This is a genomic window from Candidatus Paceibacterota bacterium, assembly GCA_028714635.1.
Lineage (GTDB): Bacteria > Patescibacteriota > Minisyncoccia > Phycocordibacterales > JAQTLZ01 > JAQTLZ01.
This window is the reverse complement of record JAQTLZ010000001.1, coordinates 221,151-246,919: the sequence shown is the minus strand read 5'-3', so window position 1 is coordinate 246,919 and position 25,769 is coordinate 221,151. Positions and strand designations below refer to the sequence as shown.

Here is a 25,769-nt window from a genome sequence, read left to right as displayed (position 1 = left end):
TAAATTATAACACGCCATGGCACATACAAAAGCAGGAGGAACAGCGCGTAATCTTACAGATTCAAACGCAAAATATCTCGGTATCAAGCTTTACGGAGGAGAGAAAGCGAAACCGGGGAGCATCATCGTCCGACAAAGAGGAACGAAAATTTTGGCTGGAAAAAACGTAAAAATTGGATTGGATCACACTCTCTATGCAATTAAAGAGGGCCTCGTAAAGTACGGAAACAAGAGACACATGAACTTCAACGGCAAAACTCAAGTAAAGAAGATAGTGAGCATAGGGTAGGGACCCGATGCGCAAGACCTTGAGCGTTCTGTATTCAGAATGCGAAAGGTGTACAGCACCTGTAAGGTGAGTGTAAATTAAAACAAAAAATGACCCTCTCGGGTCATTTTTTTAACGTTCGAGAGCGCTGTCTATGTGCCTCGCAGATTCAGCAATTTCTCGCTCTCTCTGAGCTAGATCTTGGGGAGGTGTATTTTTCAATTTCTCTACCAAATCAGATAATGTGTGAATGGCAGCAAGTACAAGATCCTTTTCACCAAGAATACGTCCTTGTTGCACAAGACCCTTTAGCACTCTTTCTTGATCAATAACTATCCCCCTCCAATGTTCTATCTTTGCCTCTACTGAAGCCTCGGGTCTTAATACCACCTTTGGTATTCTTTCTTTCAAATACGGTTCGTTTATAATATCTTTCCCACCTTCAGCTTTTCCATGAGCAAGAATTTTTTGCCCCGCATCATCATTAAAGGTGCTTGACGAAATACCTTCAAACTTTTCTCGTTCAACATCTTCAGGCGTCTTTGAATATACAGTTGCATCAACAAGATGCGGCTCTTCGGATTGAACTGTTTTTGTTTTTGATTGTTGGGGCGCTCCTTCCCAAGAATTTTCTGCCTTAGTCATATCATTATTATATCCTCCTTCTCGCAAAACGCAAAGCAAAAATGCTCCACTTTGTGGAGCATTTTTGCTTTTGACTCTATTTGAATTTAAGCCGCCTCGACAGAGAGCGCGAATGTGGCATTTTTCTGCCCAGCCTTCACTTCAATCTTGTGCTCCCCCACTTCCTTGATCGGCTTCTCGAGCGTAATGAAATCAGGAAGAATATCAATTTGAGATTGTGCCTTTACCGCCTTTGCAATTTCTTCTTTATGAATTTGAGCAAAAAGATGGCCTTTTTCGTTCGCTTTTTCTTTGATAACAATCTTCAAAGCTCCGACAGCCTTCAAATTCTTCTCCAAAAGATTTTCCTGGATTTTCTTATCTTCCACATCTCTCATTTTGAGCACCTCAACCTTTTTCAGGCTTCCAGGTGTTGCTATCTCCCCTATCCCCTGCGGAATAAGATGGTTCAAAGCGTGTCCGTCAGAGACGTCTTTTATGTCGTATTTCTTGCCGATATTCTTTGCGTCTTTCAGAAGAATGATTTTCATATAATTCGAACAGTATAGCAGAATTTTCTACTCTGTCTACAGTATACGCTATTACTTGCCAAGAAGAATTGAGACAGCCTTCTCAAGCTGAATATCCTTCGCATTTGCAGAATCCGCCTGTTTGGGATCGGCTTTCACTTCGATGTCAGGCTTCAACCCCTCCTGCGAGATTGAAATGCCGTTTGGAGTAAGCCATCGGGCAATCGTAATTTTGAGAGACGTGTCCGGAGTGAGAGAAACGAGCTCCTGAACAGAACCTTTGCCGAATGTCTTCGTACCAACGAGTTTTGCAACGCCGTGCTCTGAAAGTGCGCCCGCGAGAATTTCTGCTGCTGAAGCCGAACCCCCATCAACAAGGATAATCATCTTCAAATCCTTTGTAAAAATATTATATCCGGCGCTTCGGTATGACTGTTCCGGAATATTTTGGCCGAAATTTTCTCTTACCACCACATCCCCTTTTGGTAAAAACCAGCTTGCCATAGAAGTTGCCGCTTCAAGATATCCTCCCGGATTTCCTCGAAGATCAAGGATAAGCTTATTGGTATGAGCATTCACAAATTCCTGGAGAGCGTTTTTGAAAAGTACTGGAGAATTTTCGCTAAAGCTATAGAGTTTTATCACAAAAACTCCGTCGGGTCTCTTTTTAGTCTCGATTGTCGGAATATTAATCACATCACGAACCATCGTAATTTCTATCGGCGTTTTTACTCCCTCTCGCACAAATGTTACTTTGATTGAAGTTCCCTTCTTTCCACGAATAAGCTGAACCGCCCCATCAACCGACATATCAGCGGTTGATTTGTCATCAATTTTTACAATTCTGTCGCCCGTTTTGACACCGGTGCGATATGCTGGAGTATCTTTGATTGCAGAGATAACTGTTAGAATTCCGTCTTTAATGCCAATCTCCATTCCCACACCCTCAAAATTTCCCGCAATTTCGCTTTTAAACATTGCCGCATCTTTCGGAGGAAAAAATACTGTGTACGGATCACCGAGCGACTCTGTGAGCCCCGCAATCGCACCCCAAACCTTGTCCTGATCGGTGACGGGAGTGGTTGAAGTGCCGTGAGTCGGCACATATTTGTCACTGAGAAGCACCCACGCTTTCCAGAATGGAGAAAAATCCACAGCAACCGGTTTCGCATCTTCTTTATTCGTAATCGTCGTAACTTTTTCGATCGCCGGACGCTTATCAAGAGCAACATAATAGCCAGAGAAAAAAGAAGCGGCCAGAAGAAGAACTCCTCCGATAATCAAATATATTTTTTTGCTTGGAAATGAATTCATCCCGTTAGAAGCCAGCTTCGATTATCTGATAAATGTTCATATTAAGCATGGTTTGTAAATATTGGTTGCTTCTAACGGGATTCATTCTCTTTATGAAAAGAAGCCGGAAGCTCCCGGCGACTCTTACTTCGTTTTATTATCTCAAATAGAAACACCTCCGGCAAGCCAGAAGATTTCCCCCCGGCGCCAACTTTTGAAAAAGTTGGCGCCGGGGTATACTAATTCGTATGAGAAACACATATGTATACGACAATGTAACTTGGATCGATCTCGAAAGACCGACGCGGGAAGAAATTGCGGAAATTACAAAAACGTACGACATCCATCCTTTCATCGAAAAAGAGCTTTCCAGCACATCCCTCAAGCCGAAAGTGGAATCTTACGACAATTCCCTTTATACCATTCTCCACTTCCCTGCCTTGAAGCACGGCCATCCGCAAGAAGAGGCGCAAGAAGTTGATTTTATTATCGGCAAAGATTTCATCATAACCGTCCGCTATGACAGCGTAGACGCGCTCGTTGATTTTGCAAAAGCATTTGAAGCAAAATCAATAACGGACAAAAAATTCCGGATTATCGAACCGGGCGCTATCTTCGCGCAAATGATCTTGCGTCTCTATCGAGCTGTAGACGAAGAAATTGATATTTTAAATGGATCTTTGGAGCATATCAAAAAACAAATTTTCAATGAGAAGGAAAGAGATATGGTTATCGCCATCTCTCACGCAGACAGAGGACTATTGAATCTTGAAAAGGGCCTTCTCTTCCACGAAGAAATTCTCGAATCATTAGGACGCTCTGGCGAACACTACTTTGGAAAAGATTTCGTTGTGAGTTTGAACAATGTCCGGGAGATGCAAAAAAATATAAAACGCTCGCTCGAACAAACTGCGCGCTATTTGGGAGAGCTCCGTAAGACGAATGATTCCCTGCTCTCACTGAAGCAAAATGAGATTATGCGAGTCTTTACCGTCATGGCATTTATTATCTTCCCGCTCGCCCTTTTGACCGATATTTTGACCATCGACAGCTCTTCAAATCCATTTCATGGAATGCAAAATGAATTTTGGATCATTTCAGGAATTGTGATTTTCGTGGGACTTTTCATGTATCTCTTTTTCAAAGGCAAACGCTGGCTCTAACTTTTATGGCACTTACGCTTTTCGATACCCTCTCCGGCGAGAAAAAAGAATTCACTCCCCTCTCCGCGCCCGAGGTGACTATGTATAATTGCGGACCAACAGTCTACAACTATCTTCATATTGGAAATCTTCGTACATTTGTCACGAACGATATTTTACGCCGAACGCTTGAATGGAATAATTACGAAGTGAAGCAGGTGATGAACATTACGGATGTAGATGACAAGACTATCCGCGGAGCACAGGCAGAAAAAGAATCGCTAGGAGATTTCACGAAAAAGTATGAAGGATTTTTTCTCGAGGATATAAAAGCATTGAATATAGAAATGCCGTGGAATATGCCTCATGCGACGGAATACATAACACAAATCATTTCCCTTATCCAAAAACTCATTGCGAGCGGAGCGGGATATAAAACAGACGATGGCATTTATTTCGATGTGACCAAAGCAAAAAATTATGGCGCGCTTGCTCGACTCGAAAAACGCACTGAAACAAAAAGTAGAATTGCAAAAGATGAATACGACAAAGAAAACCCGAGCGACTTCGCCCTCTGGAAATTTCACAAAGAAGAAGATGGGGACGTTAAATGGCCGGCGTCCTTCGGGGAGGGCCGTCCCGGCTGGCATATCGAGTGTTCCGCAATGTCCCAAGCGCTTCTTGGAGACACCATCGACATCCATACCGGAGGAATTGATTTGATCTTCCCCCATCACACCAACGAAATCGCTCAATCAGAAACCGCAACAGAAAAACATCCATTTGTAAGATATTGGCTCCACGGAGCATTCCTGAATGTCGCAGAGGGCAAAATGGCAAAGTCAGCCGGCAATTTTATCCGCCTTCGAGATTTGAAAGAAAAAGGCATTCATCCCCTCTCCTACCGATATTTTCTGCTTGGTGCTCATTATCGATCCCCTCTTAATTTTTCATATGATGCAATACTTGGAGCACAGACGACACTGGAAAATATTGTCCGAGAAATAAAAATGTTTTCACAAGAAGGAACTGCTGGCAAAATCCTTTCGTCATATCGAAAGGATTTTTCCGGCGCGATTGACGACGATCTCAACATTCCCCAGACTCTCGCCATCCTTCACGCACTTCTTAGTTCAAAAGAAAAACCAGAAGACAAACTGGCAACAATAATCGAATTTGATAAAGTCCTCGGACTGAACCTCGTCGGACTCGCAAAAGAAATGAAAAATATTCCGAAAGAAATTTTGGCAATCAATGAAAAACGAGAAATCGCAAGAAAAGAAAAAGATTGGAAAAAATCCGATGAACTTCGAGCTGAAATTGAAAAAGCGGGTTACAAAGTGCTCGATGGGGCGAAAGAAACAACTATAGAAAGAAGTCTCTCTTCTTTATTGACAGAATCGATTTAATACAATATTATATTTTCTAGCTCATTTAAAACGTTGGCCCGCAAACTCTGCCGTGTAAGCAGCCTAGCGACGCCACAAGCCCCCGATCTTACAGACCGGGAGAAAGGACTTGCCCATGGAAACGGCAACCCTTAGACAGGCTGGGAAGGTTTTGGAATTGTTCTCCAACATTTCGTTGGGTCATCTCCAAGACGTACTCGGAAGTGGTCTCTTGAGCGACTTACTTCAGGCCCCTACTGGCCTCAATCGATTTGAGTTTCAGAAGGCGTGTCAATTGTTGTCGGTATACCGGATTCCGGTTAACCGAACTTTGTCTTTACCGGAACTCCTCGAAAGGCTGAAAATCAGGAGAGTTGACCCTGAAATCTTAAGCTTCGCCGGAGAATATTTCCCGCCGCGCGAAGACAAAGGCGAGCAAGAAATCATTTTGCATAAACCCGGTTTGAGCAGCATGAGTGGCTGGGATAAGCAAAACGGTCATAAAATCCTCCTGAACAGGATGAAGATCGTCGATTGTGTCCCTGGTGATTTGATTGACATGCTCGCTCTAGTCGATCATAAGAGGACGTTCGCAGACTTGACCTATTGCGTGGCGCTGAAGCACAAAATCCGCACCCGGTCCGGTAACAAGGTTCCCCTTCTCTTTCCGAGTACCGGAACTGGAACCGAGCTGACACTTGACCTCGTCGGACTCAACACCATCAATCCGTGCATACTGACGATCGGTCGGCGGAAAACCAAATAGTACACTCAACTCCCGTTTATACACGGCGTAATGAAGTAGCGAAAGCGAGCTTCATTACGCCGCTTTTGTTTTACCAATTTTCTCTCCACACCTTAGACACACCTTATAAAGGTTCGTAAAGTGACAGCTATTTTTGTCGCGTGCTAGAATAACGAAATGGCGACTAAACCGGCCCTCAAAAATAATCTCCGAATTCCTCCGCAATCGCTTGATGCTGAAAAAGCCCTTTTGGGTTCTATTATGCTTCGCCCGGAAGCGATCAATGAAGTTTTCGATATTGTAAAATCGGAATCTTTTTACGCAGAAAAACATCGCATCATTTGGACCATAATGATGGAATTGTATGCAAAATCGACTCCTATCGATCTTCTTTCGCTTTCCTCACGCCTCAAAGAAAAAGACCGGCTTGAGCAGATCGGCGGTTCAAGCTATCTTACAGAAATCGTAAACACTGTTCCTTCTGCCGCAAATATCCGCCATTACGCAGAAATCGTGCAGAAAAAGTGGATGATGCGCGGTCTTATTGACGCTTCCGAATTTATTTCACACCTCGGATATGACGAAGCGGGAGAACTTGAAGAAGTGCTCGAAAAGGCCGAAAAAAGGGTGTTTGAAGTGACTAACTTTTCTACCGTTCATAAATTTATCGAACTCAAAGACACGCTTCACGAAGCGTGGGAGAGACTCGACCGACTTCATAAATCGAAAGACGAGATGCGTGGAATTCCAACCGGTTTCAAAGATCTCGATATGAAGCTCGCGGGATTTCAAAAATCAGACCTTATCATTCTCGCCGCCCGCCCAAGTATGGGAAAGACTTCCCTCGCCCTCGATATCGCACGCCAAGCGGCGCTCAATCACAATGTACCTGTAGGAATCTTTTCTTTGGAAATGAGTTCTCAACAATTGGTAGACAGGATGCTTGCATCCGAGTCGCGGGTTGATGCATGGAAACTCCGCACAGGAAGGCTCTCTGTGGAAACAGAATTCGACCAAATTCGAGATTCTCTGGCTAAACTTTCGAAAGCACCGATTTTCATTGACGATCAGCCTGGCAACAACATTTTGAAGATGCGTTCTGTCGCCCGCCGACTGAAAGCGGAAAAAGGACTGGGCCTCATTATCGTGGACTACCTTCAGCTCATGGTCCCAACGAATTCCCGAAGCAATGACAACCTGGTTCAGCAAGTAACTGAAATTTCACGTTCATTGAAGCATCTCGCCCGAGAGCTGGATGTACCCGTGCTCGCCCTCTCACAGCTCTCCCGAGCCGTAGAACAACGCGGAGGAAAACCTCGCCTTTCAGACCTTCGAGATTCTGGTTCTATCGAGCAGGACGCCGACGTAGTTATGTTCATCCATCGCGAAGACAAACAAAAAGAAGATACTGGCCGACCAAACATCGCTGAAATTATGATTGAAAAACACCGAAACGGCCCAACAGGAAAAATCGAGCTCTATTTCGACGAAAAGCGCGCGACATTCCTCTCAATGGAAAAAAGCGAGTACGGACCGGTAAATCAGGAGGTCAACGAGTTCTAGACTATCCTAATCTTTTTCATAGCACCTTTCAGAGCATGGCCCAAAAGTCCCGTCACCACTTTGGGTTTATACAATTCCGATACGAAAATTTTCTCCCAAATTTCTGGGAATACATTCAAAGCACCGTATTTCTTGCGAAGATCCAAATACCAAGAATAATCATATATTTTCCAAAACTCATCTTTTGGATAATATGACTGGGCATAGAACATTTTCCGTGCATTATTTTTCTCAGCAAAAATTTCTACCTGCCTGTTCCGCTCTACCACACCTCTTTTCAAAAACTTTTTCGACTGTCCGTAAATACCGATATTGAGTAAATGCGTATCTTTTGTTGAATAGTGAGGAGAAAGTTTTTGTGCAGTTCCTGTTGCCTTTATAGGGCAAAGCCACACTGGGTAAATTTCCATCTCACGACTATTGAAATCGAGATATTCCATTGCTTTATCGAATGGGTAATAGAAATCCTGGATAAGATAGTTTTGAGAGACGTTCGCTACGTGCAAACGCTCATACAGCTTTCGAGTATTCAGGAATCTGTCGAATATAATGCGATTCAATGCCGTGCTTGGTATGTGAAATATGGCAAGAGCATATTCCCCCATCCAAAAAGCTCCTCGATTATATCTAAAAAGATACTCCTTGATCGGAACGTAATCAGAATATTCTTTACCGTTTTCTAGAATCTTTTTCACATGGCGATAAAACCACGGATCAGTTTGGTGATTAAATGTTTTGATATCACCCTCGGCAGTTTCTGAAAAAATTCCTTTTATAACAACTGCGCTTTTCGGTGAAAAAATAATGCCTTCAAGATAATCATTGGTCTCTCGCTTCGATTCTTCCCTCAAACAATCGACCGTGCTTTTTTCATCATTAAAAAAACGATACGAAAGTTTTACATAAGGTTTTGCCACAATGAGCCGCAATTTTACCAAAGTTACAATAGCCAATGTTCCATAAGAACTTGAGATTCCATAAAAGAGATCGGAGTTTTGATTCTCAGAAGCTTTTATTACCCTCCCATCACCCGTGATAAGTTCATATTCAACACAGGTGTCATTAAATTGACCAAATTTAAAAGAGGAACTTTCTAGTGCCGCTCCCTGAACTCCCCCGCCCACAGTAATGCCCGGAAACTCCATGACGACTGCTGGAACAAGACCATATTTGAGCGTCTCCTCCACCAAAAAATCCATTGGTACATTAGGTTCGACTAAGGCCCATTTTTCTTCGGTGTTTATTTCTAAGACATGATTCAGCGAGGTAGTGTCTATATATTCAAAATTTTGTTGTTGAGAACGGGTGGTGTTGGTACTGCCATGTTTAAAGCGAAGTTTTTTCTTCTGATCGCCTTTCTGCCAGTTGCGAATCTGTTCTGTAATAGTCTGAACTATATGGTCGTGGACGATGTATTCTTTTTTCATTGCAAAAAGTATATCAGTGGTAAAGATGATTGGACAACAGAGAAATATGCACAAAGTTTTGTGCTTTTGGTGCTGGAGAGATAGAATAGAAGAATTATGAATGTAATCGACAAGCTTACAGAACATTTTCGGCGGTTTCCGGGTATTGGCCCTCGACAGGCCAAACGTTTTGTCTATTCCCTACTCACTTCGACAGATGCTTACAGAAAAGAACTTTCTGCGCTTATTCTGGAGCTCAAAAATGATATTGCGGTGTGCCAGTCGTGTTTTCGCTTTTTTGCCGTAAATGGGAGCGGAAAAAATCTGTGTGCCATTTGCGCTGACCCACATCGGGACAAAGAAACGCTTCTCATTGTAATGCGAGATGTTGATCTGGAAAATATCGAAAAATCTCACGTCTATCGGGGAAAATATTTTGTGCTAGGTGGAGGAGTGCCCATCCTTGCGGAAAATCCAGAAAAAAACGTCCGCACAAAAGAGCTTCTCGAAATAATCAAAAAAATGTCGACGCTCAAAGAAATTGTAATGGCAATGTCTCTGACTGCGGAAGGAGAAAATACAGAGGAATATCTTCGCTCCACACTCTCCCCTCTTTCGAGCGAACGTAAAATAAAACTCTCGACTCTGGGTCGCGGACTTTCTACTGGCACCGAACTAGAATATTCTGATTCAGACACTCTCAAAAACGCTTTCAAAAACCGCTCATAATTCGACTTGGAAGCTCAGCTTCCAAGTGATTTGACGAAGTGAAAATATGCTGATATGGTATGCGAAGAGCAGCTGTTTTTTGTGTCCATTGTGGACTAAAGCTCCTCGAAAAAGACCTGTACCAACTAGGAGGGAAATACCATGCACCTCAAAAGGCGCCTATACCACATCAAGCACCCAATAGCAAACGCGATATATGTGTTGCTTACCCTCGTGGTGATTGCAAATATCATCATTTTTGTAATCTATGCGAAGGAAGCCAAAGTGAGCTCATCACCGACAATTTGGGCCATTCTTTTTTACCTCTCTCTTTGGATTCCTGTCGTCGCGCTCTATTGGATAGGTGGCGCAGTAAAAGATTACGAGCGAGACGTCGGCTGGAAACGCTGGTTCAACGAGACATATCCCAATTTGAACCACAAGGCAATCGAACAAACGGAAGAACACCTCAGGGGAATCGAAGACAAATACCGCGGGTCAGTGCGGTACGATAACACTGCCGAAGCGGTATACACATCCTTGGTTCGCGAGAGCCTAGGTGAGCGCATGGAGAATAAGTTCACCACTGACGCGCTCCAAGCATACAAGTACTATGCTTTTGGCATCGGGAAATTACCTGAACCCGAGGAATACAAGTGAGTCAACGAAACGAAAATGGCGCCGAGCTTTATGCCCCGCGCCGTTTTTTTATTGTATTGATTTAATCTTCACCTCAAAGAATGGCTGTCGGTGGCCTCGTTTCTTGTAGTATTTGCTTTTTGCTTTGTATTTAACCACGTCGATTTTTGGAGCTCGGCCGGCTTTTTCGAAAATAGCAGCAACCTTTGCACCCTCGATAAATGGAGTTCCGATAGTCGTATCTTTGCCGTTGTCCACGATAAGCACTTTGTCAAAAGAAATAGTGTCGCCAGCCTTGAATTCCCCTGGCATTTTCTCAATTTTAAGGACATCTCCGACGGAGACTTTGTATTGCTTGCCACCTGTTTGTATGACTGCGAAATCCTTCATAGTGGCACTATCCTAGCAAAAGTGGCTTAAAATGGCAAATTCCCTCACTCCTCCTCGCGGTCCGGACGGTCTAAAACGATAGCTCCAATTTCTAGGGCGTCCCCCGTCACCCGAAGCACATCCTTATCAATCTTCTTAAATTCCTTTTGGGAGGCGTTGTAATGGTTTACCGTCGTCGCCAAAGCGTTCCCCATCTTGCCGTGATAGTCCTCGTAGCTTTTGAGGTGCTTACCGAGCTCATCCACTCTTTTAATAATATCCTTCGCGGTATCCTCGATTTTGAGCGCGCGCAGCCCCTGAAGCACGGTCTGGAGGTATGCAAGAAATGATGTCGGCGAAACAATGATAACTTTGTACTTGCTTGCTGCTCGTTGAATGAGATTTTCGTCGTCATCCTGATTCCCGCCGATTTTATTCACGATCAAATCGTAATAAATCGCCTCGTGGGGAATGAACATAAAGGCAAAATCCATCGTGCCATTATTCGGCTGAATATATTTTGAAGTTTCCAGAATTCGGTTTTTTAAATCATTCAGAAAGACTTTTTCGTACTCTTTTTTGCGAGTCTCGTCTTTTTCTTCAACAATACGATTGTAATTTTCAAGACTGAATTTAGAATCGATCGGAATAATTTTATCTTTCACAAAGACCACAGCATCCACGATGGTCTCATCCGGAAATTTGTATTGCATCTGATAAGAGCCCGGAGGCATGACATTTTTGAGCAAAGTTTCGAGATAATATTCGCCCAAAATCCCCCGCTGTTTCGGATTCTTCAAAATATCCTGCAAATTCTGAAGCTGATCAGCAAAAGAAATAACCTGCTTCCCCGTCTCTTTCACTTCAGTAAGCTCGCGAGTGATGTCTTTAATGAGCCGTTGCGACTCGGTAAATTGCGTGGTCATCTTTGCATCAACAGTCTTATTCACATCATGAACCGTACGAGATAGTTCATTCATCTGTTCCAAAAGAAGCTTAAACCCCACATCTTCGCCTTTTTCCGGCGACTTTTTCATATTCATCCGCACCAAAAAAATGATGACAATTGCAACAAGTACAATAAGTGTGGTCAAAAGAGTTATCAACATACTGAAATTATAGCAACAATTTTTTAATAATGGTAATTTTAAATGGGAAGTTTAACCGTCAACTCTGGAGAATGAGTCATGTACACCTCGCAAGAAATTCTCGCATCTCCGTGGTTTCAAAAGATTAAGTGGCCGCAGACAAAAAAAGAACTTGAACAAAAGTTCTGCGACCATGAAATCAGAAACGCGGGAGATCTTGAGAACCATCTCGCTGTGTTTCTGAAGCACGGCGTCCTCTGTACAACCGAAAAACCTTCGGATCGCCCGAGGGAAGCAAACAAGGATGCCTTCACTACTGGCCTTCACTACGAAGATCACCTGAAAGGTCTTCGAAAATTGTAGGTCCGCACGTCCTAGATTCACCCGAGCCTTACCGCCCGGGTGTTTTTCATTTGACACCCCACAGAAAAATAGCTACTTTTAACTTGGAAATTAACCCTTTACGAAAGAGAGGTGTCCGGTGGAAAGAGAAAAAAGAGAAGAAGCCGGACGCAATGATCCGTGGAATAATTTCTGGCTGATCAATCTTGCGTGGCTTTGCGTGTTCGCATTAGTGATGGCTCTCAATGTCCGTTATACGTCACGTGTACCCACACCGCCAGAAGTAAGGGAAAATCTGGCAATCATCGGAAAGAACTTCGTTATTGTCGCCTATTTCTACTTAGCGACACTCCCCGCTCTTCTTTTTGGGACAATTTGGAGAGACAAATTTGTCAGATATCACGTCCTCTCAATATGCTGGCTCATCGGGATGTGGATGTTGTACGATGCATACGTGAATGAGTTTATTAAGGATTATTTCAATCCGTATCAATAGCCGGTGCGCTTGCGTGCCAGCTATTTTTCTTTCCTCTATTTTTGCTATACTATCCTCATTACAAATTCTTATATTTTCTATGTCCATCCAGCAATCCATCAAAGAAGAAATTAAAAAAGCCATGCTCGCAAAAGATGCTTTGCGACTTGGTGTTGTCCGAGGGATTTCTGCGGCGTTTACCAATGAGCTTGTGGCAAAAATGAAAAAGCCGACAGATGAGCTTTCTGACACAGATGCCATGACTGTCATTAAACGCCTCGTAAAGCAAAGAAAAGACTCAATAGAGCAGTTTACCAAGGGCAACCGAATGGACCTCGTGAAGGTCGAACAGGCCGAATTGGGCGTACTCGAGACCTTTATGCCAAAAATGATGAGACAGGACGAAATTAAAAAAATCGCAACTGCTATGAAAGAAAAAATGGGCGTGACGGACAAAGCGGGTGCGGGAAAACTTATGGGTGCAGTAATGAAAGAAACAAAAGGAATGGCTGACGGGGGCGACGTAAAGGCAGTTGTTGAATCACTTTTTTAAAACGAACCGATACTTTCTCTTGGACCAAATTGGTCCGGCATACGAAACTCCGATACGCGCCGTCCGAAGGACGGCGCTTTTCTGTATTTTCTCTTCTCCACTTTCTATCCAAAGCCCACTCAGAGGCTTAACTATTTTTTTGTTGAAGCGTTTATCAATTCTTAGCTCTCGAGTGAGCTTTCCCGGCCCCTCAAAACTTTCCACTCCCCGAATCAAAACCGCAGCCGGATATTCCTTTGGCCCCGTGACAATGTTGAGCATCCAATACATTCCATAACAAAGATAAATATAAAAACGACCCGCCTCTCCATACATAATTTCAGTCCGTTGCGTCCTCCCCCTGCAGGCATGACAAGCCAAATCTTTCTCGCCATCGTAAGCCTCTACTTCTGTAATTTTAAGCCTCACAATTTTCCGCCTGATTTTCCGCACCAAATATTTCCCGAGCAAATCCGGAGCGACTTTAAGTATCGGCCGATTGAAAAAATTTTGAGAAATAACCTTTTTCATTTCTTCAGAATATAAAAAAGTGGCAACATTGTCATGTCGCCACCGAACCTCCTCTAACCTCTTCCACAGTCTCTCTGAATCCATCTTCGAAGGCTGAAGCAACCCAGCCATGAAAACGATGGCATTGATCTGGCGCGTTGAGAAGCGCAGAGTCCGGACCGCGGTTTCGGATGATCCCTTCTACAACTCTGCGTCCCATCTGCTTCATCCATCCCCATTTCCAGTTATTGCCACTCAGTCCACGAGGGTGGGGGCAAGAGTTGAGATCGAGACCCTTCTTATATGCTTCTTGTCCCTCCCGCATATACATCGCAACTTCGGGATCTAATCGCTGCATGGTATCTCCTCTCCCCACAAAGCATCCCTTCTTTCGTTAGCGGGATTTTTCCCCGATCGAAGAACCTCCAGATCCTTCAGAGGAAAAACCGGTACCGGCGGAAGAACGCTACTTGGTGTAGTTTCTTCTGCGACCTTTGAACCCACTTCACACCGATGATCCTGCATGGCTGCTCGTCTCCTTTTTTTGACAGAACTTTCCCAAACACCGTGTCTTTGCGAAGTGCAACGACTTGTCTGGAAACTGTTCGTCTGTTCTCACAGATGCCCAATTTTCAAACAAGAAAGCCTCCCCGGAGAGGGAGGCTTTTGGTGATGTAAGTGTTTGTATTTTTCAGTTTATTCGCAACACGGATCAAAAGTCTCCCCTTTTTGAGAGTTAATGATAATCTTGCAAATAATGTTTCGGCTCAACTGCATATATCCATCATAACCCTGCCTACCTTGCTGTCAAGCAAGGTGTGGAAAAGAAAAAAGGCGGATGCACAACACAACCGCCCTCGAAAAACCTGCTCTTCATCGATAACTCACTTCCGCCATCTTGAACGCCCGTTCCAATTGGGGAAACATCGGTTCAACGTCTCCGAAACTTGCAACCCTGTAGTAGGGGTCGAAGTCGACGCCGACCACGCCCGTCCGGAGAATCAACTCGTGATTGAAGAATTTGGCATTTACAACCCGCTTCCCGAATGCGTAGCGAGGCGTTTGCCAGAGACTAAACGCGCCGGCTTTCGGACGAAATGCGAGCTTCATACCATACCGCTCCAACACCGAAATGACCCCATCGAGACGACGTTTGTAAACCAAGCGCATCGCCTCGACATCTTGAGGACGATTTTGTAACTGACGAAGCACCGCCAAAGCAAGCGCCGCGCAAAAACCACTATCGATATTGGCTTTCTTCCGGCAAATATCAGCGATGAAGTCGGAGGAACCGACAATCGCGCCGATACGCCAGCCGGTAAAATTGCCGATCTTCGAAGCCGAAAATCCTTCAGCCCATGACAAATTCGGAAATTCAACCGCAATCTCCGCCAATGTCACACGCTTTCCAGTATGGTCGAGAAAGACGTAAGCAGCATCATTGAAAAGCCGGATACCGTATTTCTCGCAATGCGCACAAAGCTGACGAAGCCAAGCTCTGTTCATTACTTGCCCACTTGGATTATGCGGGTAATTGATCATGATGACGTCCCCTTTCCTTGCGCCGGTTCTCTCAGGTTCAAAGAGGAAATCGTTACGCATGTTCGTCACGAGCCTGCGGTGCTTCTTGATACCAAGATCTGCACACATATCTTCCGGCGGCGGATACCCCGGATCCGTCATGGTGTAGAGCACCCCGCGTGAACGCTCCGCTGGAATCCCGCATGCGCGCGGGATAAGTTCGAACATCGACTTCAATCCGGGCACGGGCACAAAAGCTACCTTGTCGAGATGTTTCGCCAAGGATGGGACGTGACAAAGAACAAAATCCCGCGCAAAATCAGGAACTCCGGGAGATCCATTCTTTTGGTACGTATGCATCGCTTCTTTGATCGACATCACAGCCCTTGCAGCTGCTTTGCGAGCGTAAAGAAATGCAGGCCCCGAAGGCAGGCCGACATCAAATCGATACAATGCGACGCCATTCGCTTGCGCGAATGTGCATTGATCGTCGACTTGATGGAACACGTTCTTCGGTCGAGACCGAAGCCACGACTGTCTCGCTTGAACCATTTGAACTCTCCCTTTTGTATCCGTTTAATCGCTGGTTTAAAACTCGCTCACAATGAGACGAGTTGCGTAGATCCTTCTAAAGATCCACGCAACTCGTCTCATTGGAAAACATCAAAGAACTCTCGGCATTGCTATTTTTTTGACACAAGCAAAAATGTTGTCGTGTTGAATGGGTCGTGATGCATGTTGTAGGAAACAATATTCAATCCGTACCTTTTTGCGGCAATTTGGGAAGCGAGGGTAGCAGTGGTCTTGGGCAAATCCCCTTTCGAAATTCTTTTGGCGCAGAGAGCAGTATCGTCGCTATCTTTGCCTGAAACAACTTTCAATTTCGGATAACTTTCCTCGAGAGTTCTTTTACATTGACTCACGGCTTGAGGATGGCCGAACACCTGCTTTATAGCTTCGACATCCTTTATTGATTTGTGGGCCAAAAGGCATTGCATGATTTCCATTCCGAGGACTGCTTGTATCTTGAAGGTATATTTTGCCAAAGGTGCCATGCTGGAAACATATGCGCCGGAACCAGAATTAGCGATAGCAAAAATCCCCAGATCGGTCTTTCCAGAATCTACTGCTTTCAGTACATTCTCTGCAGTCACCAAAAACTTTGGTTCGACTCGCATCTCCGAAATTCCATTTTCCTCGAGAAAACGCAAAAGCGCTTCATGAGTAAAGCATCCGTCGATACCGTGTATTCCTACGGTAAGAATTTTCTTCTTTGCAGGAAAAATATTTTTTATTGCTTCCATCCACTGAATATTCAAATTCGGCTTTACTCGGCTCTCTTTTGCGGATTTGAAAAAAGTCTTGGTCGAATCCACAAACCACTGATTGATCCATCTTCGGATACGATCTCTTTCTGCCGGAGCAATTTGAGTGATCTTTTTTGCTTGAGTGGCAATAGATTCCTCCACGCTTTCGAGAGAAATATTCTGTATTTCTTTGCAGGCTTCTTTTACAGACTGAAGCAGGTCGTGCGGGGCTTCGCGGATAATTTCGTTTCGAAGCCATTCGGGAGTGCTGTTTATCGTATGCGCGTATGCTCCAAAAATGGCGTTTGATGCCGGAACCGCCCATCGCATAAGTTCTTCCTGGGTCGGAGAAGATTTTCCAGCATCTTTTGCATAATTGCCAATAACTTTTTCTAAAATAATGGTGAGAACTTCCGGGACACTTAAAGTGATTCCCATCATAAAATCATGCTGATCTTCCGAACTGGCCGATAAAAATGCCACGCCTTGTTTTTTAAAAAAATCTATAAGCACTTTTGCATGAGGATTTTTCTCTCCATGAGAAGAAGTCTCAATAATCGCCCAGCGCTGGCCAATAAGAGGCACCTTCGCCCCATGAAGCGGATGCAAAGAAAGATGGGTTGCGCCAGTTTTCTCTATCACCTTTCCCAATCCCCTTTTGAGAGAACAGAGATCTATAAGAAGTTGTTTTTTGGTAAATTTTTTGCCAGAAAGCATTTCATCCAAGGATGAGCGAGGAACGGAAAGCCAGATCGCATCGGCTCTCCAAGCCTTATCCCAATCTGCTTTGGAACTATCGCGATTCACTTTCATTATTTTAGAAACGGGAGAAAGGGTATCGACCAAAAACTGGCCCATACTGCCTCTGGCGCCAATAATTGCTTGTGTAAATGTAAATTTTTTTGAATCCATTTGAAGAAAAATAAATTTGGGCTCTCGTCTGGATCTGTTAAAAATCCGACGAGAGCTCAAATTAGTTACTTTCGCACTTTCATGCAAAAGTCACTGGGTGCTTTTGAGGAGTTTGAATCCCGATGCGGTAATCCCACCGAAGAAAAGCATCGGCGGGGAGCCGAATACGTGCACCATGGTCAAACGGTGAAGCTTGCGAGCCGACTCAGTCGTCATGCAAGCTTCCACTTCGCCAACTGCGCACATCTCGGCCGCTTGTGCGTTGCTCTTCGCATCAACAAGTGTCGCCCTGTTAGCGACAAGTGTATCGAGAAGCGGAGCTGGAGAAACATGACTAGCGATCTTAATCCCCGAAAGAGCGTTCGGAGTCCCGCCTTGCTCGACGATTAAGGAGAGGTACTTCAGATTACGTACGGCAAGCTGCATTTCGTCGAGAGCCATTTGCTGTACGAAGAAAAGCGGCAACGTTGCGGGATTTCCGAAGAAAACCTTATGCAACCGAGCAAACACGGCGCACGTCCAGAACACTGCAAGAACACCGTCCTCCTGCATTGCAATTGCCCTTTTGACCGCCGTTTCTGGCAAATCGCAAAGCTCAATAACCGCTTTGTTCTCGATACCCATGTGAGCATGCCAGAGCCGCGCGACCTGCTCCATGTTAGTGCCCGCAGGCCCGAGAGCGTAAGAGACAACCGCCCTAATCCTGGGAGACAACAGTGCTTGGCGTTTTGCCAGATCATTCCACCTCACAGCGTCGCACGCTGGAAATGTTGGTAATTGGTGCATACGACCTCCCTTCCCCAAAAGCATGAAGAACGCATTCTGCCCGAAATGGGCATCCACAACCCGCACGGGCATGAATCCAAATCTTCTGACCTGGAAATTGAGAACTTGCTTTTTATCCAAACGCTCAATTTCCAGATGAGAAAAAACTCCCGTTTTGCGGGAGTTTTTCTTTGCTAGGTTTAAGTTATAAATAGCAACAAAATCTCCCGTTTAACGGCTAAAATAAAAGAAATGAAAGAATTTGTCAGCTAACATACTCATAAATCCAGTTTATTCCTACGCATCATTTTTGTCAAACAAACTGTTATACTACCCCAATGAGCTTCGTAGTAAAGATATTTGTCGCGGTTCTAGTCCTTGGCGGAATTTTTTTCCTTTTGGAAAAAAATTCCGCCTCTGTCACTCCGATTATTGCACCGACGATATCCCCTACCCCAACCATTTCCTCCACACCATCCCCTGTTTCAACTCCGAGAGCAAACCCGACCCCCGCTCCGTCTATTTCAATCACGCCAGCCAAAATCATTCAAGGAGAACCAATCCTAGTACAAATAAAAAGCGCCGACTTGCCGGAAATTAAAAATATTTCTTTCGATGGAAAATTTTTAGGAGTATTTTCATACAAATCGGAACCGAGTGCTTTGATCGGTATCGATCTCAATCAGAAACCTGGAACTTACAAACTTCTCGCAACTTTAACTACCGGAGAAAAACTTGAAAAAAATATAACCATCGGCATACGTCCAAAAGTCGAAGCCCCGCTTGGCATTCCAGAAAAACTTGGGGGAAACACAGAAGAAGCAGTAACGAATGTCATTAGCACTATGGCGCAGGAAAGCCAAACCCTCCTCGGCATTAAAACGGCAAGCACAGCGCTTTGGACAGTGCCTTTCCGGTTCCCGCTCGCAGGCAAGATAACTGTTACTGACGATTACGGCTACGTTCGTCAAACCGTCGGTGAAGCGATCAATCATAAAGGCACGGATTTCCATGCAGACGAAGGGACACCGGTACTCGCAATGAATACAGGAATTGTAAGAATCGCAAGGTTATACCAAATTTACGGAAACACTGTCGTCATTGACCACGGTCTCGGGCTTATGAGCATTTACATGCATCTCTCAAAAATAAATGTGAAAGTGGGAGAGAAAGTAAACATCGGACAGACAATTGCTCTCTCTGGCCAAACCGGCTACGCAGAAAGTCCGCATCTTCACATCACAGTAAGAATCAACGACATCTCAATTGACCCAATGAAATTTATGGCGTTTTTTGCCAAATAGGAGAAAAATGTTAGTATTCTCCGCGTGTGCGGCCCTATCGTCTAACGGTCAGGACGGAGCCTTCTCAAGGCTCAAATCAGAGTTCGATTCTCTGTAGGGTCACAAATAGCAAGGAAACGGTTTTCAAAGGCTTCAAATCCTTTTTTGACCTTGAATTGCAACACATCTTGAGCAATAGAAAGTTCTGAAAAGATTACACGAACAATCTGCTCTTTTTCGTGTGGTTTTGCGAATTGATAATATAGAGCAACGTTTTTGACGAGTTCTGAAAGTTTTTGAACCTCTTTCATTGTCTCGTGCATTGCGATGTCTGATGCTTGCTCTTCGCTCTGCAACAAAGAAAGTTCACTATCAAGTTTTGTTTCCTCGGTAACATAACTCTCAGGTGTATACACTCCAGCCTTCAAGAGAGGTATTTTGTTCGAGCGTAGGTATGCAAGGTCTTCTCGTATCTTTTTCTTTTTTCTCTCTACTTGGTCGAGTGTTTTATGACGCTTCTCTTCGAGCAACGCAATCTCTGTACCTGCACGAGCATCCATCTGTTCTATTTCGTCATCGGTAAAATGCAGACCTGTAATAAGTCCACTGATTTTCTTATCAATCTTCTCAAAACTCAAGTTCTTGTCCGTATTCTTACAGTCTTTTGTACAGCGTGAATTGTAGTATTGAATACCTTTCTTTATGTATGGTGTGTATACACGTTCACAATGTGCACAACGTACAACACCTCGAAGTGGCTGGTCGAGTTTTTCCGTATAGTGAACGCTCACTTTCTTCTTTTTGAGCACAGCCTGAACGTCATCAAAGAGCTCATCGCTTACGATAGCTACGTGGCTGATACTTTGGATATATTTACCTTCTGAGTTGAGGGTCCTTCCTGTATAAAAGCGATTAGTAAGTATTCTGCTGATATGGTTTTCGTTTACAGGACGTGAGGTCTTTTCTATTTCCTCAAACTCGTCTTCCTCAGCGAGCATTTCTTCTTTTGTCCTTCTACGCCTCATCGGTACTGTGGTAAAACCTTGGTCATTTGCAAAGCGAGCAATGTCTGACAGGCTCCAGTCTCCTGTAGCGTAATACTCATACATCTGCTTGATTATGGGTGCACGGAATGGGTCTAGTGGTTTATCTTCCATTTTCCCTTGATTGAGATAGCCGATTGGTGCTCTGTAAGTACATATGCCTTTCTCTCGTGAGTTACGGATGGTGAGCGTTACTTTCTCACTTGTAACACGTGAGTGATGTTGAGAGAACATTCCATCAATATCCATATGAAGAGCACCTGAACTTGTCTTCTCGTATTTAGCGTATACAAAGCGAAAATCTACACCCTTACGCATAAGCTTTCGGATAAGAGTGTCATCTCCTTTATTTCTACTGATACGGTCCCAACAAAGACATACGACACCTTTGAAATACCCTTGGCTAACGAACTGAAGCATTCTCTGGAACTTTGGTCTATCAATTCTGTATTGAACCAAACCGTCATCGGTAATGTTTATATCATCGTCCTCAGTAAACCCTGAGTGCTTTTCGGAAATGATGCCGTCAGCAGAGAAACCTTTGATGGTGATTTGTGCTATGGAAAGTTTTTCTCGATGTGCAAAACGAGTGTTCTCTATCTTTTGATATGAAATGGAGTTCTTCTGGTTGTCAGCTTCGTCCGTACTCTTTCTGTTATATATCAAATGACAATCACGGTATTTACCAGAGAGTATTTCGGCAATCAAATCTTTTTCAGTTTTGATATTAGGCTTTTTCATATACATTTACATTTTGCGGTACTACTTTGCGGATGTTTCCATCTACAATTTCGTATCCTTCAGATACCATTCTCCTGTGAATGTTCCTGAGAACACCACCGAGTTCTTCCAAAGCATCAAGGGTATCTTTCGAGAGCAGGTGCTTTGGACCTTCACACAAAAGCTGGTCCTGCTCCTTGGAAGGTTGCGGTTGCGGAGCATTATTCAGGCTTTCGTGTAACTTACTCATAATAACATTTTTGATTAGAACTCTCGACCTTTTTTGCTGACTTTGAGACCTTTTTCAGTCTCGTAAAAAGCACGATGCTGGAGCATTGCTTCTCGATAAAGCTTTTCTAGTCGCATCCGCTTCTTGGTTGGTTTTCCGTTGTATGTGTGTCGATGTGACTTCTCTTCGAGCCTGTCTATTTCCATCCTTAGCTCAAGAACTCGAAACATCGGATAGTGTTTGTACCCCTTGTTTACGTTTTTTGATTTGTAGGTGAGCTCGTAACAATGACGACAACCGAACCAATCACCATCTTTGTAGAGCACACCAACACGTCGTCCACATTGCTCTCCGTTTTTGAATAGAGAGCACTTGAACCAATATCGTTCTCCACCTAGATGACAAGGTGTGGTGATGATGGGGACCTTGTAGTCGAAGTCCTTCTTTTCACCTGTAGAATGGTCAGTTTGCGAGTAAATAAAGCGAGCGTATTTTTCTTCGTCCCATACAGATACCTGCACAGATACGCTTCCGTGTGAACCATTTTCACCCCAAGAAACAGTGGTGTATTTGTAACCACCTTTCTCCTTGATGTCTCGCAGGAGCCACCATATTTCTATTTTCTTGCAGTCATCTGCTTCTGTTTTACTCATAATGTTTTTATCTTCCGAAATCAATTGAGAACCTCACTGTTATTGGTCATTTTTGCGAAACGAACTATCCACGTTTACATCGACCACGGCTGGAATTGAAACGTCTTTCCCGTTTCTTTTAGCCTGTATACGCTCAAGCTCGTGAAGAGCCCTGAAGATGCTTCTTTCAATGGTTGTCTCGTATCGAAGAATGGTCTCGATACTTTCGTTGCTCAACATATTCTTTACGTTCTGTCGTTCTTGTTGCTCATCATCCTGTCCAATTGGAAAGAGATTGATGTCAGCTCGATACCAGTTCATCGTTGCAGTCTCGACAAAGACAGCTCTTCGTAGTCTCCAGAGATTTGATACAACACGGTCTACCAGCATCTTTTCTATCGGTCCTACTGGCTGAAATTGGTCGTGTACGCTTTGATTGAGTTCTAGGAGTGTCTTCTCATCTTCACCATCAACAAGCACCTCTTTTGAGAGCAATCCGTGTTTGATTGCGTTGTACTTCGAGATTGCCTTTCCTTCAGTTGTTTTTGGACCACCTTTTGACTTGTTTTCCATAAGAATGATTTAGTTATTGGTAATAGCTTCAGCATCGTTCACGACATTCACTTGTTCACCACGAATATCCGCATCGGTGATACCAAAGCGTTCCTTCCACATATCCAATCGCTTCCTGTTTTCCTTGAAAGAAAGTACGTATCCTTTTCGAGTTTTATAAGGCTTGAGTTGTAGTTTTGCTCGTAAATACCACCCGACTTTTCGAGCCTGTAGGGTGTCATCGCTTACATCTATTTCCTTGTTCACTTCGTCAGTAATCTGTTTGACTGTTAGCTCGTTTCCTTTCAATTCGTACTCCAATTTCAGGACTGCAAAAACAATGTCGCTTTCCCACGAAAGACCACGGTCTGCTACCAGTTCAGCGTTGTATTGAACAATGAAAGTCTTGAGCTGATTTCTGATACTCTCGTCTTTGATGATGGATAAAAGTGGCATAACGATTTGGTTCAGTCGTGGATGTATTCCTTCAATCAAATCGTGCCTACGTTCTATCGGCTCAAAGTAGTTCTTCAGTCGCCACATCAGGAGCTTGTTTCGTATCAATTCAGCACCCTCATAAAAGCTCTCATCAAGAGTGCGTGGGATGTCGGTACGCAACTTTCCAGCACCCATTTCTTCAACGAGAAATCGGCTCTCAAGTGCCTTGTCAGCGAAGGTCTCACGAGTGGCTACAATTTTCGGACAAAATACATCGTAGGCTTTTACTTCAAAGGTCCCTTTTCCTTCAGAACGAAGCACGGACATTCCTTTCTGGTATCCAGTGTTCAATATCTTCACAATCTCTGATGTCATATCCGAGAACTTGAAGTCAGCTTCGTCTATGATGAGCGTTCCTTTTACCTCATTGATGATGCGGAATATCGGACTTGGAGTAGTCGCACCTCCAGTAAATACAGGCTTGTAGCAGAGTATTCCGATAGCTTGGAGAAAGCGTGATTTACCGCTTCCAAAATCACCAATTGCTCGTAGATACGGGACCTCATTGAACTTGTCGAATAGCCACGTAAACAGAACGTAGTAAGTAGCTATACGCTCGAATACCTCAGAGATGTCTAGGTGTTTATGGATAAAATGCTGTACTTCAGTGAGTATTTCTTCCTCGCTTTCATAAGGTGTAGCAAGTGATGGAAACAAGATGACGTTCTTGTCCACGAGGTTGTAATCAGATGGAAGTGGTCGATACTTTCTTCCGCCAATTTCCACCTCTTCCAGCAGGGTCTCAATTTTTCCATCTCTATCAATTTTTATGAAAGAGGTTTTGTTTTCACTTCGGTCAAACACCATTTCGTAGAGCTCGTTTGGCGTTGTGATACTTGTCTTCAGGATAATTTTTTCTTGTCTTTCTTCTTTGTTTTGCATATACATTTCATTTATGGGCTAGTAAGTTTTCCGCATTCCGAAGATGCGTGATTTCAGATTTTTTCTGACGTTAGCGAACTCAAGAGGTCGGACCTCAATTCGATTGCTCCAAAAGCCTTCAACCGCATCCGTAATTGCAGGATGATTTTTGAATACGAAGGTAGCCTTGTTGTGGCTTATCGGTGTGATGTCTACCAATTCATATCCTTTACATATGAGGGTTGATGCGACATCAATATCGTTCGAGTAGTAATAGTTTTTGTAATCGTCCAAAGGGACGTTGTGGAGCTCATCGCTCTCATTGTTTCTTTTCATAATCATTTACATTGGTGTTTTATGAGTAAGTGAACTTCCGCCAAGAAAAGTTCTATAGATTGATTTTTGCTTTTTGAGATTGTTCTGCGTACTTCCTGAACATTCAGGAAAACGAAAAAACACCCTTTATTTCAAAGGTGTTTTAGTCAGGAGAACTTATCTATTCTCAGGAAGTTTCAGGATTAGCCAGCTTTATTGTTGAAACGCACTCCAAAGCCCTTTATAACTTCGATGAGTGGCTTGGAATTGTCCTCCGTATTTGGCAGTTTTGCATAGCGGATAAAGCCGTTGCTTTTATCAGTGAGATTACCTTGTATAAGCTTTCGCATTTCTTCGTCAGACTTCGCTTTGGTCTTCGGTATTCTGCTTTTGATTTCAGTTATAAGAGGCTTGTATTCAATTTCTCCACCTTGCGGAAGGAGTGCGTATAAAGCACAAAAAACTTTGTAGTAGTCGGCTTTCTTCGAGAGGTTCAGTAGCTTTCCTTTGTATCGAAAATCATCACCTTGTTTTGTGATGTATAGCTCTTCGGATGGAAAGATATTGGATAGCCTTTCTTTCTCTGCTGGTAGGTCAGTATCGTAGAACTTCTTTGTTTGCTGGCTCATATACCCATTGAGAGCCTCAATCTCTTTTGAGATAGCATCCAAAAAGCTCAACACCTCAACGTGAACTTTGTGAACTTCTGACTGATTATCAAACAGGTCTCTATCAGCTATGTCTTCACGGAAATTGATGAGCATAGGGAGCACGCTTTCTTCCCACACGACTTCAAGATAGTCCTGACTTGCGTAAAGGCTTGTTACAGGCTCAATGAAGTCCGTATAAGTGGGCGACTTCTTCATTTCAACAAAAGTGTCGTATGTATCGAGTAGCTCAATCATTCGCTTTCTGAGGACCTTGAAATAGTCATTGAGGTCATCAATGCCTGATGTGAGATAGAACAATCCTGAGCCTCTGTATGCACGAATAATCGCATCGTAGTAAGAGAACAGAACCTTTAGCAGATAGATACGCTTGTTAGGCTCCATCTCCTTGAAATCAATACTATTGAAACCCTTTATGAGTTCAGCCTTAGTCTTCAGCTTCTGAACTTCTGGTTTGGTGCTTCCGTCAGCAATTTCTGTAAACAGTAAGCGTATCCCTATATCACGTGCCTTTGAAGTAAGGTCCTTTTCAATAGCAGACATCTCTTTGCCTGATGTCAAAATGTCGGTCTCCGCACACTCAACAAGTTCCAAAATAATACCTCCAACTTTCGCATCATCTTCTACACTCCAGATACCACGTAGTCGGTTTGCTTTTGATTTACTTGGAAAGTCCAAGTCGTACATCTCACTGTAGACCGAGATATTGAAGTCATCTTTGAGGAACTTCTCGAATGATTTATCAGTAAAACTCAGCACATAGCCACCTTCCATATTGAAAAGCTTTTCAAGTATCTTCTTCTCAGTGGTTTTGAGGCTACTCATATACATTTACATTGGT

Annotated in this window: 29 protein-coding genes and 1 tRNA gene; 12 read left to right on the top strand and 18 right to left on the bottom strand. The window is 43.7% G+C overall.

Features of this window, described 5'->3' with window-relative positions; all coding sequences use genetic code 11:
- The first annotated feature begins 16 nt into the window (after window positions 1-16).
- Window positions 17-289 carry a 50S ribosomal protein L27 gene (gene rpmA / locus PHS53_01250; GenBank protein ID MDD5356759.1) on the top strand — a complete coding sequence of 91 codons (273 nt, stop codon included), beginning with the start codon at window positions 17-19 and terminating at the stop codon, window positions 287-289.
- 111 nt (window positions 290-400) lie between these two features.
- On the opposite strand, the gene PHS53_01245 is transcribed toward rpmA, so the two are convergent.
- The 3 genes from PHS53_01245 to PHS53_01235 form a co-directional block, all read right to left on the bottom strand.
- Entirely contained in the window at window positions 401-913 is a 513-nt protein-coding gene (locus PHS53_01245; protein MDD5356758.1) for a hypothetical protein, read from the bottom strand.
- Window positions 914-999: 86 nt separating this feature from the next.
- Window positions 1,000-1,443 (bottom strand): 50S ribosomal protein L9, encoded by a 444-nt coding sequence (rplI, locus tag PHS53_01240; protein ID MDD5356757.1) that lies wholly within the window; start codon window positions 1,441-1,443, stop codon window positions 1,000-1,002.
- Between the two features lie 51 nt (window positions 1,444-1,494).
- The gene (locus tag PHS53_01235) at window positions 1,495-2,736 is read right to left on the bottom strand and encodes a S41 family peptidase (GenBank protein MDD5356756.1); all 1,242 of its coding nucleotides are present in this window, start codon (window positions 2,734-2,736) and stop codon (window positions 1,495-1,497) included.
- Between the two features lie 227 nt (window positions 2,737-2,963).
- On the opposite strand from PHS53_01235, the gene PHS53_01230 reads away from it, so the two are divergent.
- The 4 genes from PHS53_01230 (at window position 2,964) to dnaB (ending at window position 7,553) form a co-directional block, all read left to right on the top strand.
- The gene (locus PHS53_01230) at window positions 2,964-3,878 is read left to right on the top strand and encodes a CorA family divalent cation transporter (GenBank protein ID MDD5356755.1); all 915 of its coding nucleotides are present in this window, start codon (window positions 2,964-2,966) and stop codon (window positions 3,876-3,878) included.
- Window positions 3,879-3,883: 5 nt separating this feature from the next.
- Window positions 3,884-5,266 (top strand): cysteine--tRNA ligase, encoded by a 1,383-nt coding sequence (gene cysS, locus PHS53_01225; protein MDD5356754.1) that lies wholly within the window; start codon window positions 3,884-3,886, stop codon window positions 5,264-5,266.
- A gap of 115 nt (window positions 5,267-5,381) precedes the next feature.
- On the top strand, window positions 5,382-6,011 hold the full coding sequence (locus PHS53_01220) for a hypothetical protein (protein ID MDD5356753.1): 630 nt from the start codon (window positions 5,382-5,384) through the stop codon (window positions 6,009-6,011).
- Between the two features lie 156 nt (window positions 6,012-6,167).
- Window positions 6,168-7,553 carry a replicative DNA helicase gene (gene dnaB, locus PHS53_01215; protein MDD5356752.1) on the top strand — a complete coding sequence of 462 codons (1,386 nt, stop codon included), beginning with the start codon at window positions 6,168-6,170 and terminating at the stop codon, window positions 7,551-7,553.
- Here dnaB and PHS53_01210 read toward each other — a convergent pair.
- Window positions 7,550-8,980 carry an FAD-binding protein gene (locus PHS53_01210; protein MDD5356751.1) on the bottom strand — a complete coding sequence of 477 codons (1,431 nt, stop codon included), beginning with the start codon at window positions 8,978-8,980 and terminating at the stop codon, window positions 7,550-7,552. The two genes, dnaB and PHS53_01210, sit on opposite strands and share 4 nt — an antisense overlap.
- A gap of 96 nt (window positions 8,981-9,076) precedes the next feature.
- Here PHS53_01210 and PHS53_01205 point away from each other — a divergent pair, with 96 nt between their 5' ends.
- Together PHS53_01205 and PHS53_01200 are read left to right on the top strand one after the other, a co-directional pair.
- Complete coding sequence (locus tag PHS53_01205; protein MDD5356750.1) at window positions 9,077-9,688, top strand: toprim domain-containing protein; 612 nt, start codon at window positions 9,077-9,079, stop codon at window positions 9,686-9,688.
- A gap of 141 nt (window positions 9,689-9,829) precedes the next feature.
- Window positions 9,830-10,327, top strand: coding sequence for a hypothetical protein (locus PHS53_01200; protein MDD5356749.1), 498 nt, complete (start codon window positions 9,830-9,832; stop codon window positions 10,325-10,327).
- Between the two features lie 48 nt (window positions 10,328-10,375).
- On the opposite strand, the gene rplU is transcribed toward PHS53_01200, so the two are convergent.
- Both rplU and PHS53_01190 read right to left on the bottom strand, forming a co-directional pair.
- Window positions 10,376-10,696 carry a 50S ribosomal protein L21 gene (rplU, locus tag PHS53_01195; GenBank protein MDD5356748.1) on the bottom strand — a complete coding sequence of 107 codons (321 nt, stop codon included), beginning with the start codon at window positions 10,694-10,696 and terminating at the stop codon, window positions 10,376-10,378.
- Window positions 10,697-10,740: 44 nt separating this feature from the next.
- Window positions 10,741-11,784, bottom strand: coding sequence for a DNA recombination protein RmuC (locus tag PHS53_01190; protein ID MDD5356747.1), 1,044 nt, complete (start codon window positions 11,782-11,784; stop codon window positions 10,741-10,743).
- A gap of 78 nt (window positions 11,785-11,862) precedes the next feature.
- On the opposite strand from PHS53_01190, the gene PHS53_01185 reads away from it, so the two are divergent.
- From PHS53_01185 to PHS53_01175, 3 genes are all read left to right on the top strand, one after another.
- Entirely contained in the window at window positions 11,863-12,126 is a 264-nt protein-coding gene (locus tag PHS53_01185) for a hypothetical protein (GenBank protein ID MDD5356746.1), read from the top strand.
- 118 nt (window positions 12,127-12,244) lie between these two features.
- On the top strand, window positions 12,245-12,601 hold the full coding sequence (locus tag PHS53_01180) for a hypothetical protein (GenBank protein ID MDD5356745.1): 357 nt from the start codon (window positions 12,245-12,247) through the stop codon (window positions 12,599-12,601).
- 79 nt (window positions 12,602-12,680) lie between these two features.
- A complete protein-coding gene (locus tag PHS53_01175) occupies window positions 12,681-13,133 on the top strand; it encodes a GatB/YqeY domain-containing protein (protein MDD5356744.1) in 453 nt (150 codons plus the stop codon).
- Here the strand turns inward: PHS53_01175 and PHS53_01170 are convergent.
- From PHS53_01170 to PHS53_01150, 5 genes are all read right to left on the bottom strand, one after another.
- The gene (locus tag PHS53_01170) at window positions 13,122-13,643 is read right to left on the bottom strand and encodes a DNA-3-methyladenine glycosylase (protein MDD5356743.1); all 522 of its coding nucleotides are present in this window, start codon (window positions 13,641-13,643) and stop codon (window positions 13,122-13,124) included. The genes PHS53_01175 and PHS53_01170 overlap by 12 nt on opposite strands.
- A gap of 31 nt (window positions 13,644-13,674) precedes the next feature.
- Window positions 13,675-13,980: a hypothetical protein gene (locus tag PHS53_01165; protein ID MDD5356742.1), complete on the bottom strand. Its 306-nt coding sequence runs from the start codon at window positions 13,978-13,980 to the stop codon at window positions 13,675-13,677.
- A 515-nt stretch (window positions 13,981-14,495) separates the two neighbouring features.
- Window positions 14,496-15,695 carry a pyridoxal phosphate-dependent aminotransferase gene (locus PHS53_01160; GenBank protein ID MDD5356741.1) on the bottom strand — a complete coding sequence of 400 codons (1,200 nt, stop codon included), beginning with the start codon at window positions 15,693-15,695 and terminating at the stop codon, window positions 14,496-14,498.
- Between the two features lie 131 nt (window positions 15,696-15,826).
- Complete coding sequence (locus PHS53_01155) at window positions 15,827-17,362, bottom strand: prephenate dehydratase domain-containing protein (GenBank protein MDD5356740.1); 1,536 nt, start codon at window positions 17,360-17,362, stop codon at window positions 15,827-15,829.
- Between the two features lie 90 nt (window positions 17,363-17,452).
- Window positions 17,453-18,148 carry a hypothetical protein gene (locus tag PHS53_01150; GenBank protein ID MDD5356739.1) on the bottom strand — a complete coding sequence of 232 codons (696 nt, stop codon included), beginning with the start codon at window positions 18,146-18,148 and terminating at the stop codon, window positions 17,453-17,455.
- A 317-nt stretch (window positions 18,149-18,465) separates the two neighbouring features.
- Between PHS53_01150 and PHS53_01145 the strand changes: the two genes are divergently transcribed.
- Window positions 18,466-19,431: a peptidoglycan DD-metalloendopeptidase family protein gene (locus PHS53_01145; GenBank protein ID MDD5356738.1), complete on the top strand. Its 966-nt coding sequence runs from the start codon at window positions 18,466-18,468 to the stop codon at window positions 19,429-19,431.
- Window positions 19,432-19,461: 30 nt separating this feature from the next.
- Window positions 19,462-19,533, top strand: a tRNA-Glu gene (locus PHS53_01140).
- On the opposite strand, the gene PHS53_01135 is transcribed toward PHS53_01140, so the two are convergent.
- The 7 genes from PHS53_01135 to PHS53_01105 form a co-directional block, all read right to left on the bottom strand.
- Complete coding sequence (locus PHS53_01135) at window positions 19,503-21,194, bottom strand: recombinase family protein (protein MDD5356737.1); 1,692 nt, start codon at window positions 21,192-21,194, stop codon at window positions 19,503-19,505. The genes PHS53_01140 and PHS53_01135 overlap by 31 nt on opposite strands.
- Window positions 21,181-21,423, bottom strand: a complete 243-nt coding sequence (locus PHS53_01130) for a hypothetical protein (protein MDD5356736.1) — start codon at window positions 21,421-21,423, stop codon at window positions 21,181-21,183. The genes PHS53_01135 and PHS53_01130 overlap by 14 nt, the downstream gene beginning before the upstream one ends.
- A gap of 14 nt (window positions 21,424-21,437) precedes the next feature.
- Window positions 21,438-22,055 (bottom strand): hypothetical protein, encoded by a 618-nt coding sequence (locus PHS53_01125; protein MDD5356735.1) that lies wholly within the window; start codon window positions 22,053-22,055, stop codon window positions 21,438-21,440.
- 39 nt (window positions 22,056-22,094) lie between these two features.
- Window positions 22,095-22,607 (bottom strand): hypothetical protein, encoded by a 513-nt coding sequence (locus PHS53_01120; protein MDD5356734.1) that lies wholly within the window; start codon window positions 22,605-22,607, stop codon window positions 22,095-22,097.
- 9 nt (window positions 22,608-22,616) lie between these two features.
- Window positions 22,617-23,966, bottom strand: a complete 1,350-nt coding sequence (locus tag PHS53_01115; GenBank protein MDD5356733.1) for a hypothetical protein — start codon at window positions 23,964-23,966, stop codon at window positions 22,617-22,619.
- Window positions 23,967-23,984: 18 nt separating this feature from the next.
- A complete protein-coding gene (locus PHS53_01110) occupies window positions 23,985-24,281 on the bottom strand; it encodes a DUF5659 domain-containing protein (GenBank protein ID MDD5356732.1) in 297 nt (98 codons plus the stop codon).
- Between the two features lie 182 nt (window positions 24,282-24,463).
- Window positions 24,464-25,753 (bottom strand): hypothetical protein, encoded by a 1,290-nt coding sequence (locus PHS53_01105; GenBank protein ID MDD5356731.1) that lies wholly within the window; start codon window positions 25,751-25,753, stop codon window positions 24,464-24,466.
- Window positions 25,754-25,769 lie beyond the last annotated feature (16 nt).

Excerpts from the sequence above, each read along its gene's own strand:
- dnaB (MDD5356752.1), top strand. The coding sequence starts at position 6,168 with ATGGCGACTAAACCGGCCCTCAAAAATAATCTCCGAATTCCTCCGCAA.
- PHS53_01210 (MDD5356751.1), bottom strand. The coding sequence starts at position 8,980 with ATGAAAAAAGAATACATCGTCCACGACCATATAGTTCAGACTATTACA.
- PHS53_01170 (MDD5356743.1), bottom strand. The coding sequence starts at position 13,643 with ATGAAAAAGGTTATTTCTCAAAATTTTTTCAATCGGCCGATACTTAAA.
- PHS53_01105 (MDD5356731.1), bottom strand. The coding sequence starts at position 25,753 with ATGAGTAGCCTCAAAACCACTGAGAAGAAGATACTTGAAAAGCTTTTC.
- rplI (MDD5356757.1), bottom strand. The coding sequence starts at position 1,443 with ATGAAAATCATTCTTCTGAAAGACGCAAAGAATATCGGCAAGAAATAC.
- PHS53_01130 (MDD5356736.1), bottom strand. The coding sequence starts at position 21,423 with ATGAGTAAGTTACACGAAAGCCTGAATAATGCTCCGCAACCGCAACCT.
- PHS53_01245 (MDD5356758.1), bottom strand. The coding sequence starts at position 913 with ATGACTAAGGCAGAAAATTCTTGGGAAGGAGCGCCCCAACAATCAAAA.
- PHS53_01175 (MDD5356744.1), top strand. The coding sequence starts at position 12,681 with ATGTCCATCCAGCAATCCATCAAAGAAGAAATTAAAAAAGCCATGCTC.
- PHS53_01190 (MDD5356747.1), bottom strand. The coding sequence starts at position 11,784 with ATGTTGATAACTCTTTTGACCACACTTATTGTACTTGTTGCAATTGTC.
- PHS53_01185 (MDD5356746.1), top strand. The coding sequence starts at position 11,863 with ATGTACACCTCGCAAGAAATTCTCGCATCTCCGTGGTTTCAAAAGATT.
- PHS53_01115 (MDD5356733.1), bottom strand. The coding sequence starts at position 23,966 with ATGCAAAACAAAGAAGAAAGACAAGAAAAAATTATCCTGAAGACAAGT.
- PHS53_01220 (MDD5356753.1), top strand. The coding sequence starts at position 5,382 with ATGGAAACGGCAACCCTTAGACAGGCTGGGAAGGTTTTGGAATTGTTC.
- PHS53_01200 (MDD5356749.1), top strand. The coding sequence starts at position 9,830 with ATGCACCTCAAAAGGCGCCTATACCACATCAAGCACCCAATAGCAAAC.
- PHS53_01150 (MDD5356739.1), bottom strand. The coding sequence starts at position 18,148 with ATGCACCAATTACCAACATTTCCAGCGTGCGACGCTGTGAGGTGGAAT.
- PHS53_01120 (MDD5356734.1), bottom strand. The coding sequence starts at position 22,607 with ATGGAAAACAAGTCAAAAGGTGGTCCAAAAACAACTGAAGGAAAGGCA.
- cysS (MDD5356754.1), top strand. The coding sequence starts at position 3,884 with ATGGCACTTACGCTTTTCGATACCCTCTCCGGCGAGAAAAAAGAATTC.
- PHS53_01205 (MDD5356750.1), top strand. The coding sequence starts at position 9,077 with ATGAATGTAATCGACAAGCTTACAGAACATTTTCGGCGGTTTCCGGGT.
- PHS53_01160 (MDD5356741.1), bottom strand. The coding sequence starts at position 15,695 with ATGGTTCAAGCGAGACAGTCGTGGCTTCGGTCTCGACCGAAGAACGTG.
- PHS53_01145 (MDD5356738.1), top strand. The coding sequence starts at position 18,466 with ATGAGCTTCGTAGTAAAGATATTTGTCGCGGTTCTAGTCCTTGGCGGA.
- PHS53_01165 (MDD5356742.1), bottom strand. The coding sequence starts at position 13,980 with ATGCAGCGATTAGATCCCGAAGTTGCGATGTATATGCGGGAGGGACAA.
- PHS53_01235 (MDD5356756.1), bottom strand. The coding sequence starts at position 2,736 with ATGAATTCATTTCCAAGCAAAAAAATATATTTGATTATCGGAGGAGTT.
- rplU (MDD5356748.1), bottom strand. The coding sequence starts at position 10,696 with ATGAAGGATTTCGCAGTCATACAAACAGGTGGCAAGCAATACAAAGTC.
- PHS53_01110 (MDD5356732.1), bottom strand. The coding sequence starts at position 24,281 with ATGAAAAGAAACAATGAGAGCGATGAGCTCCACAACGTCCCTTTGGAC.
- rpmA (MDD5356759.1), top strand. The coding sequence starts at position 17 with ATGGCACATACAAAAGCAGGAGGAACAGCGCGTAATCTTACAGATTCA.
- PHS53_01230 (MDD5356755.1), top strand. The coding sequence starts at position 2,964 with ATGAGAAACACATATGTATACGACAATGTAACTTGGATCGATCTCGAA.
- PHS53_01155 (MDD5356740.1), bottom strand. The coding sequence starts at position 17,362 with ATGGATTCAAAAAAATTTACATTTACACAAGCAATTATTGGCGCCAGA.
- PHS53_01125 (MDD5356735.1), bottom strand. The coding sequence starts at position 22,055 with ATGAGTAAAACAGAAGCAGATGACTGCAAGAAAATAGAAATATGGTGG.
- PHS53_01135 (MDD5356737.1), bottom strand. The coding sequence starts at position 21,194 with ATGAAAAAGCCTAATATCAAAACTGAAAAAGATTTGATTGCCGAAATA.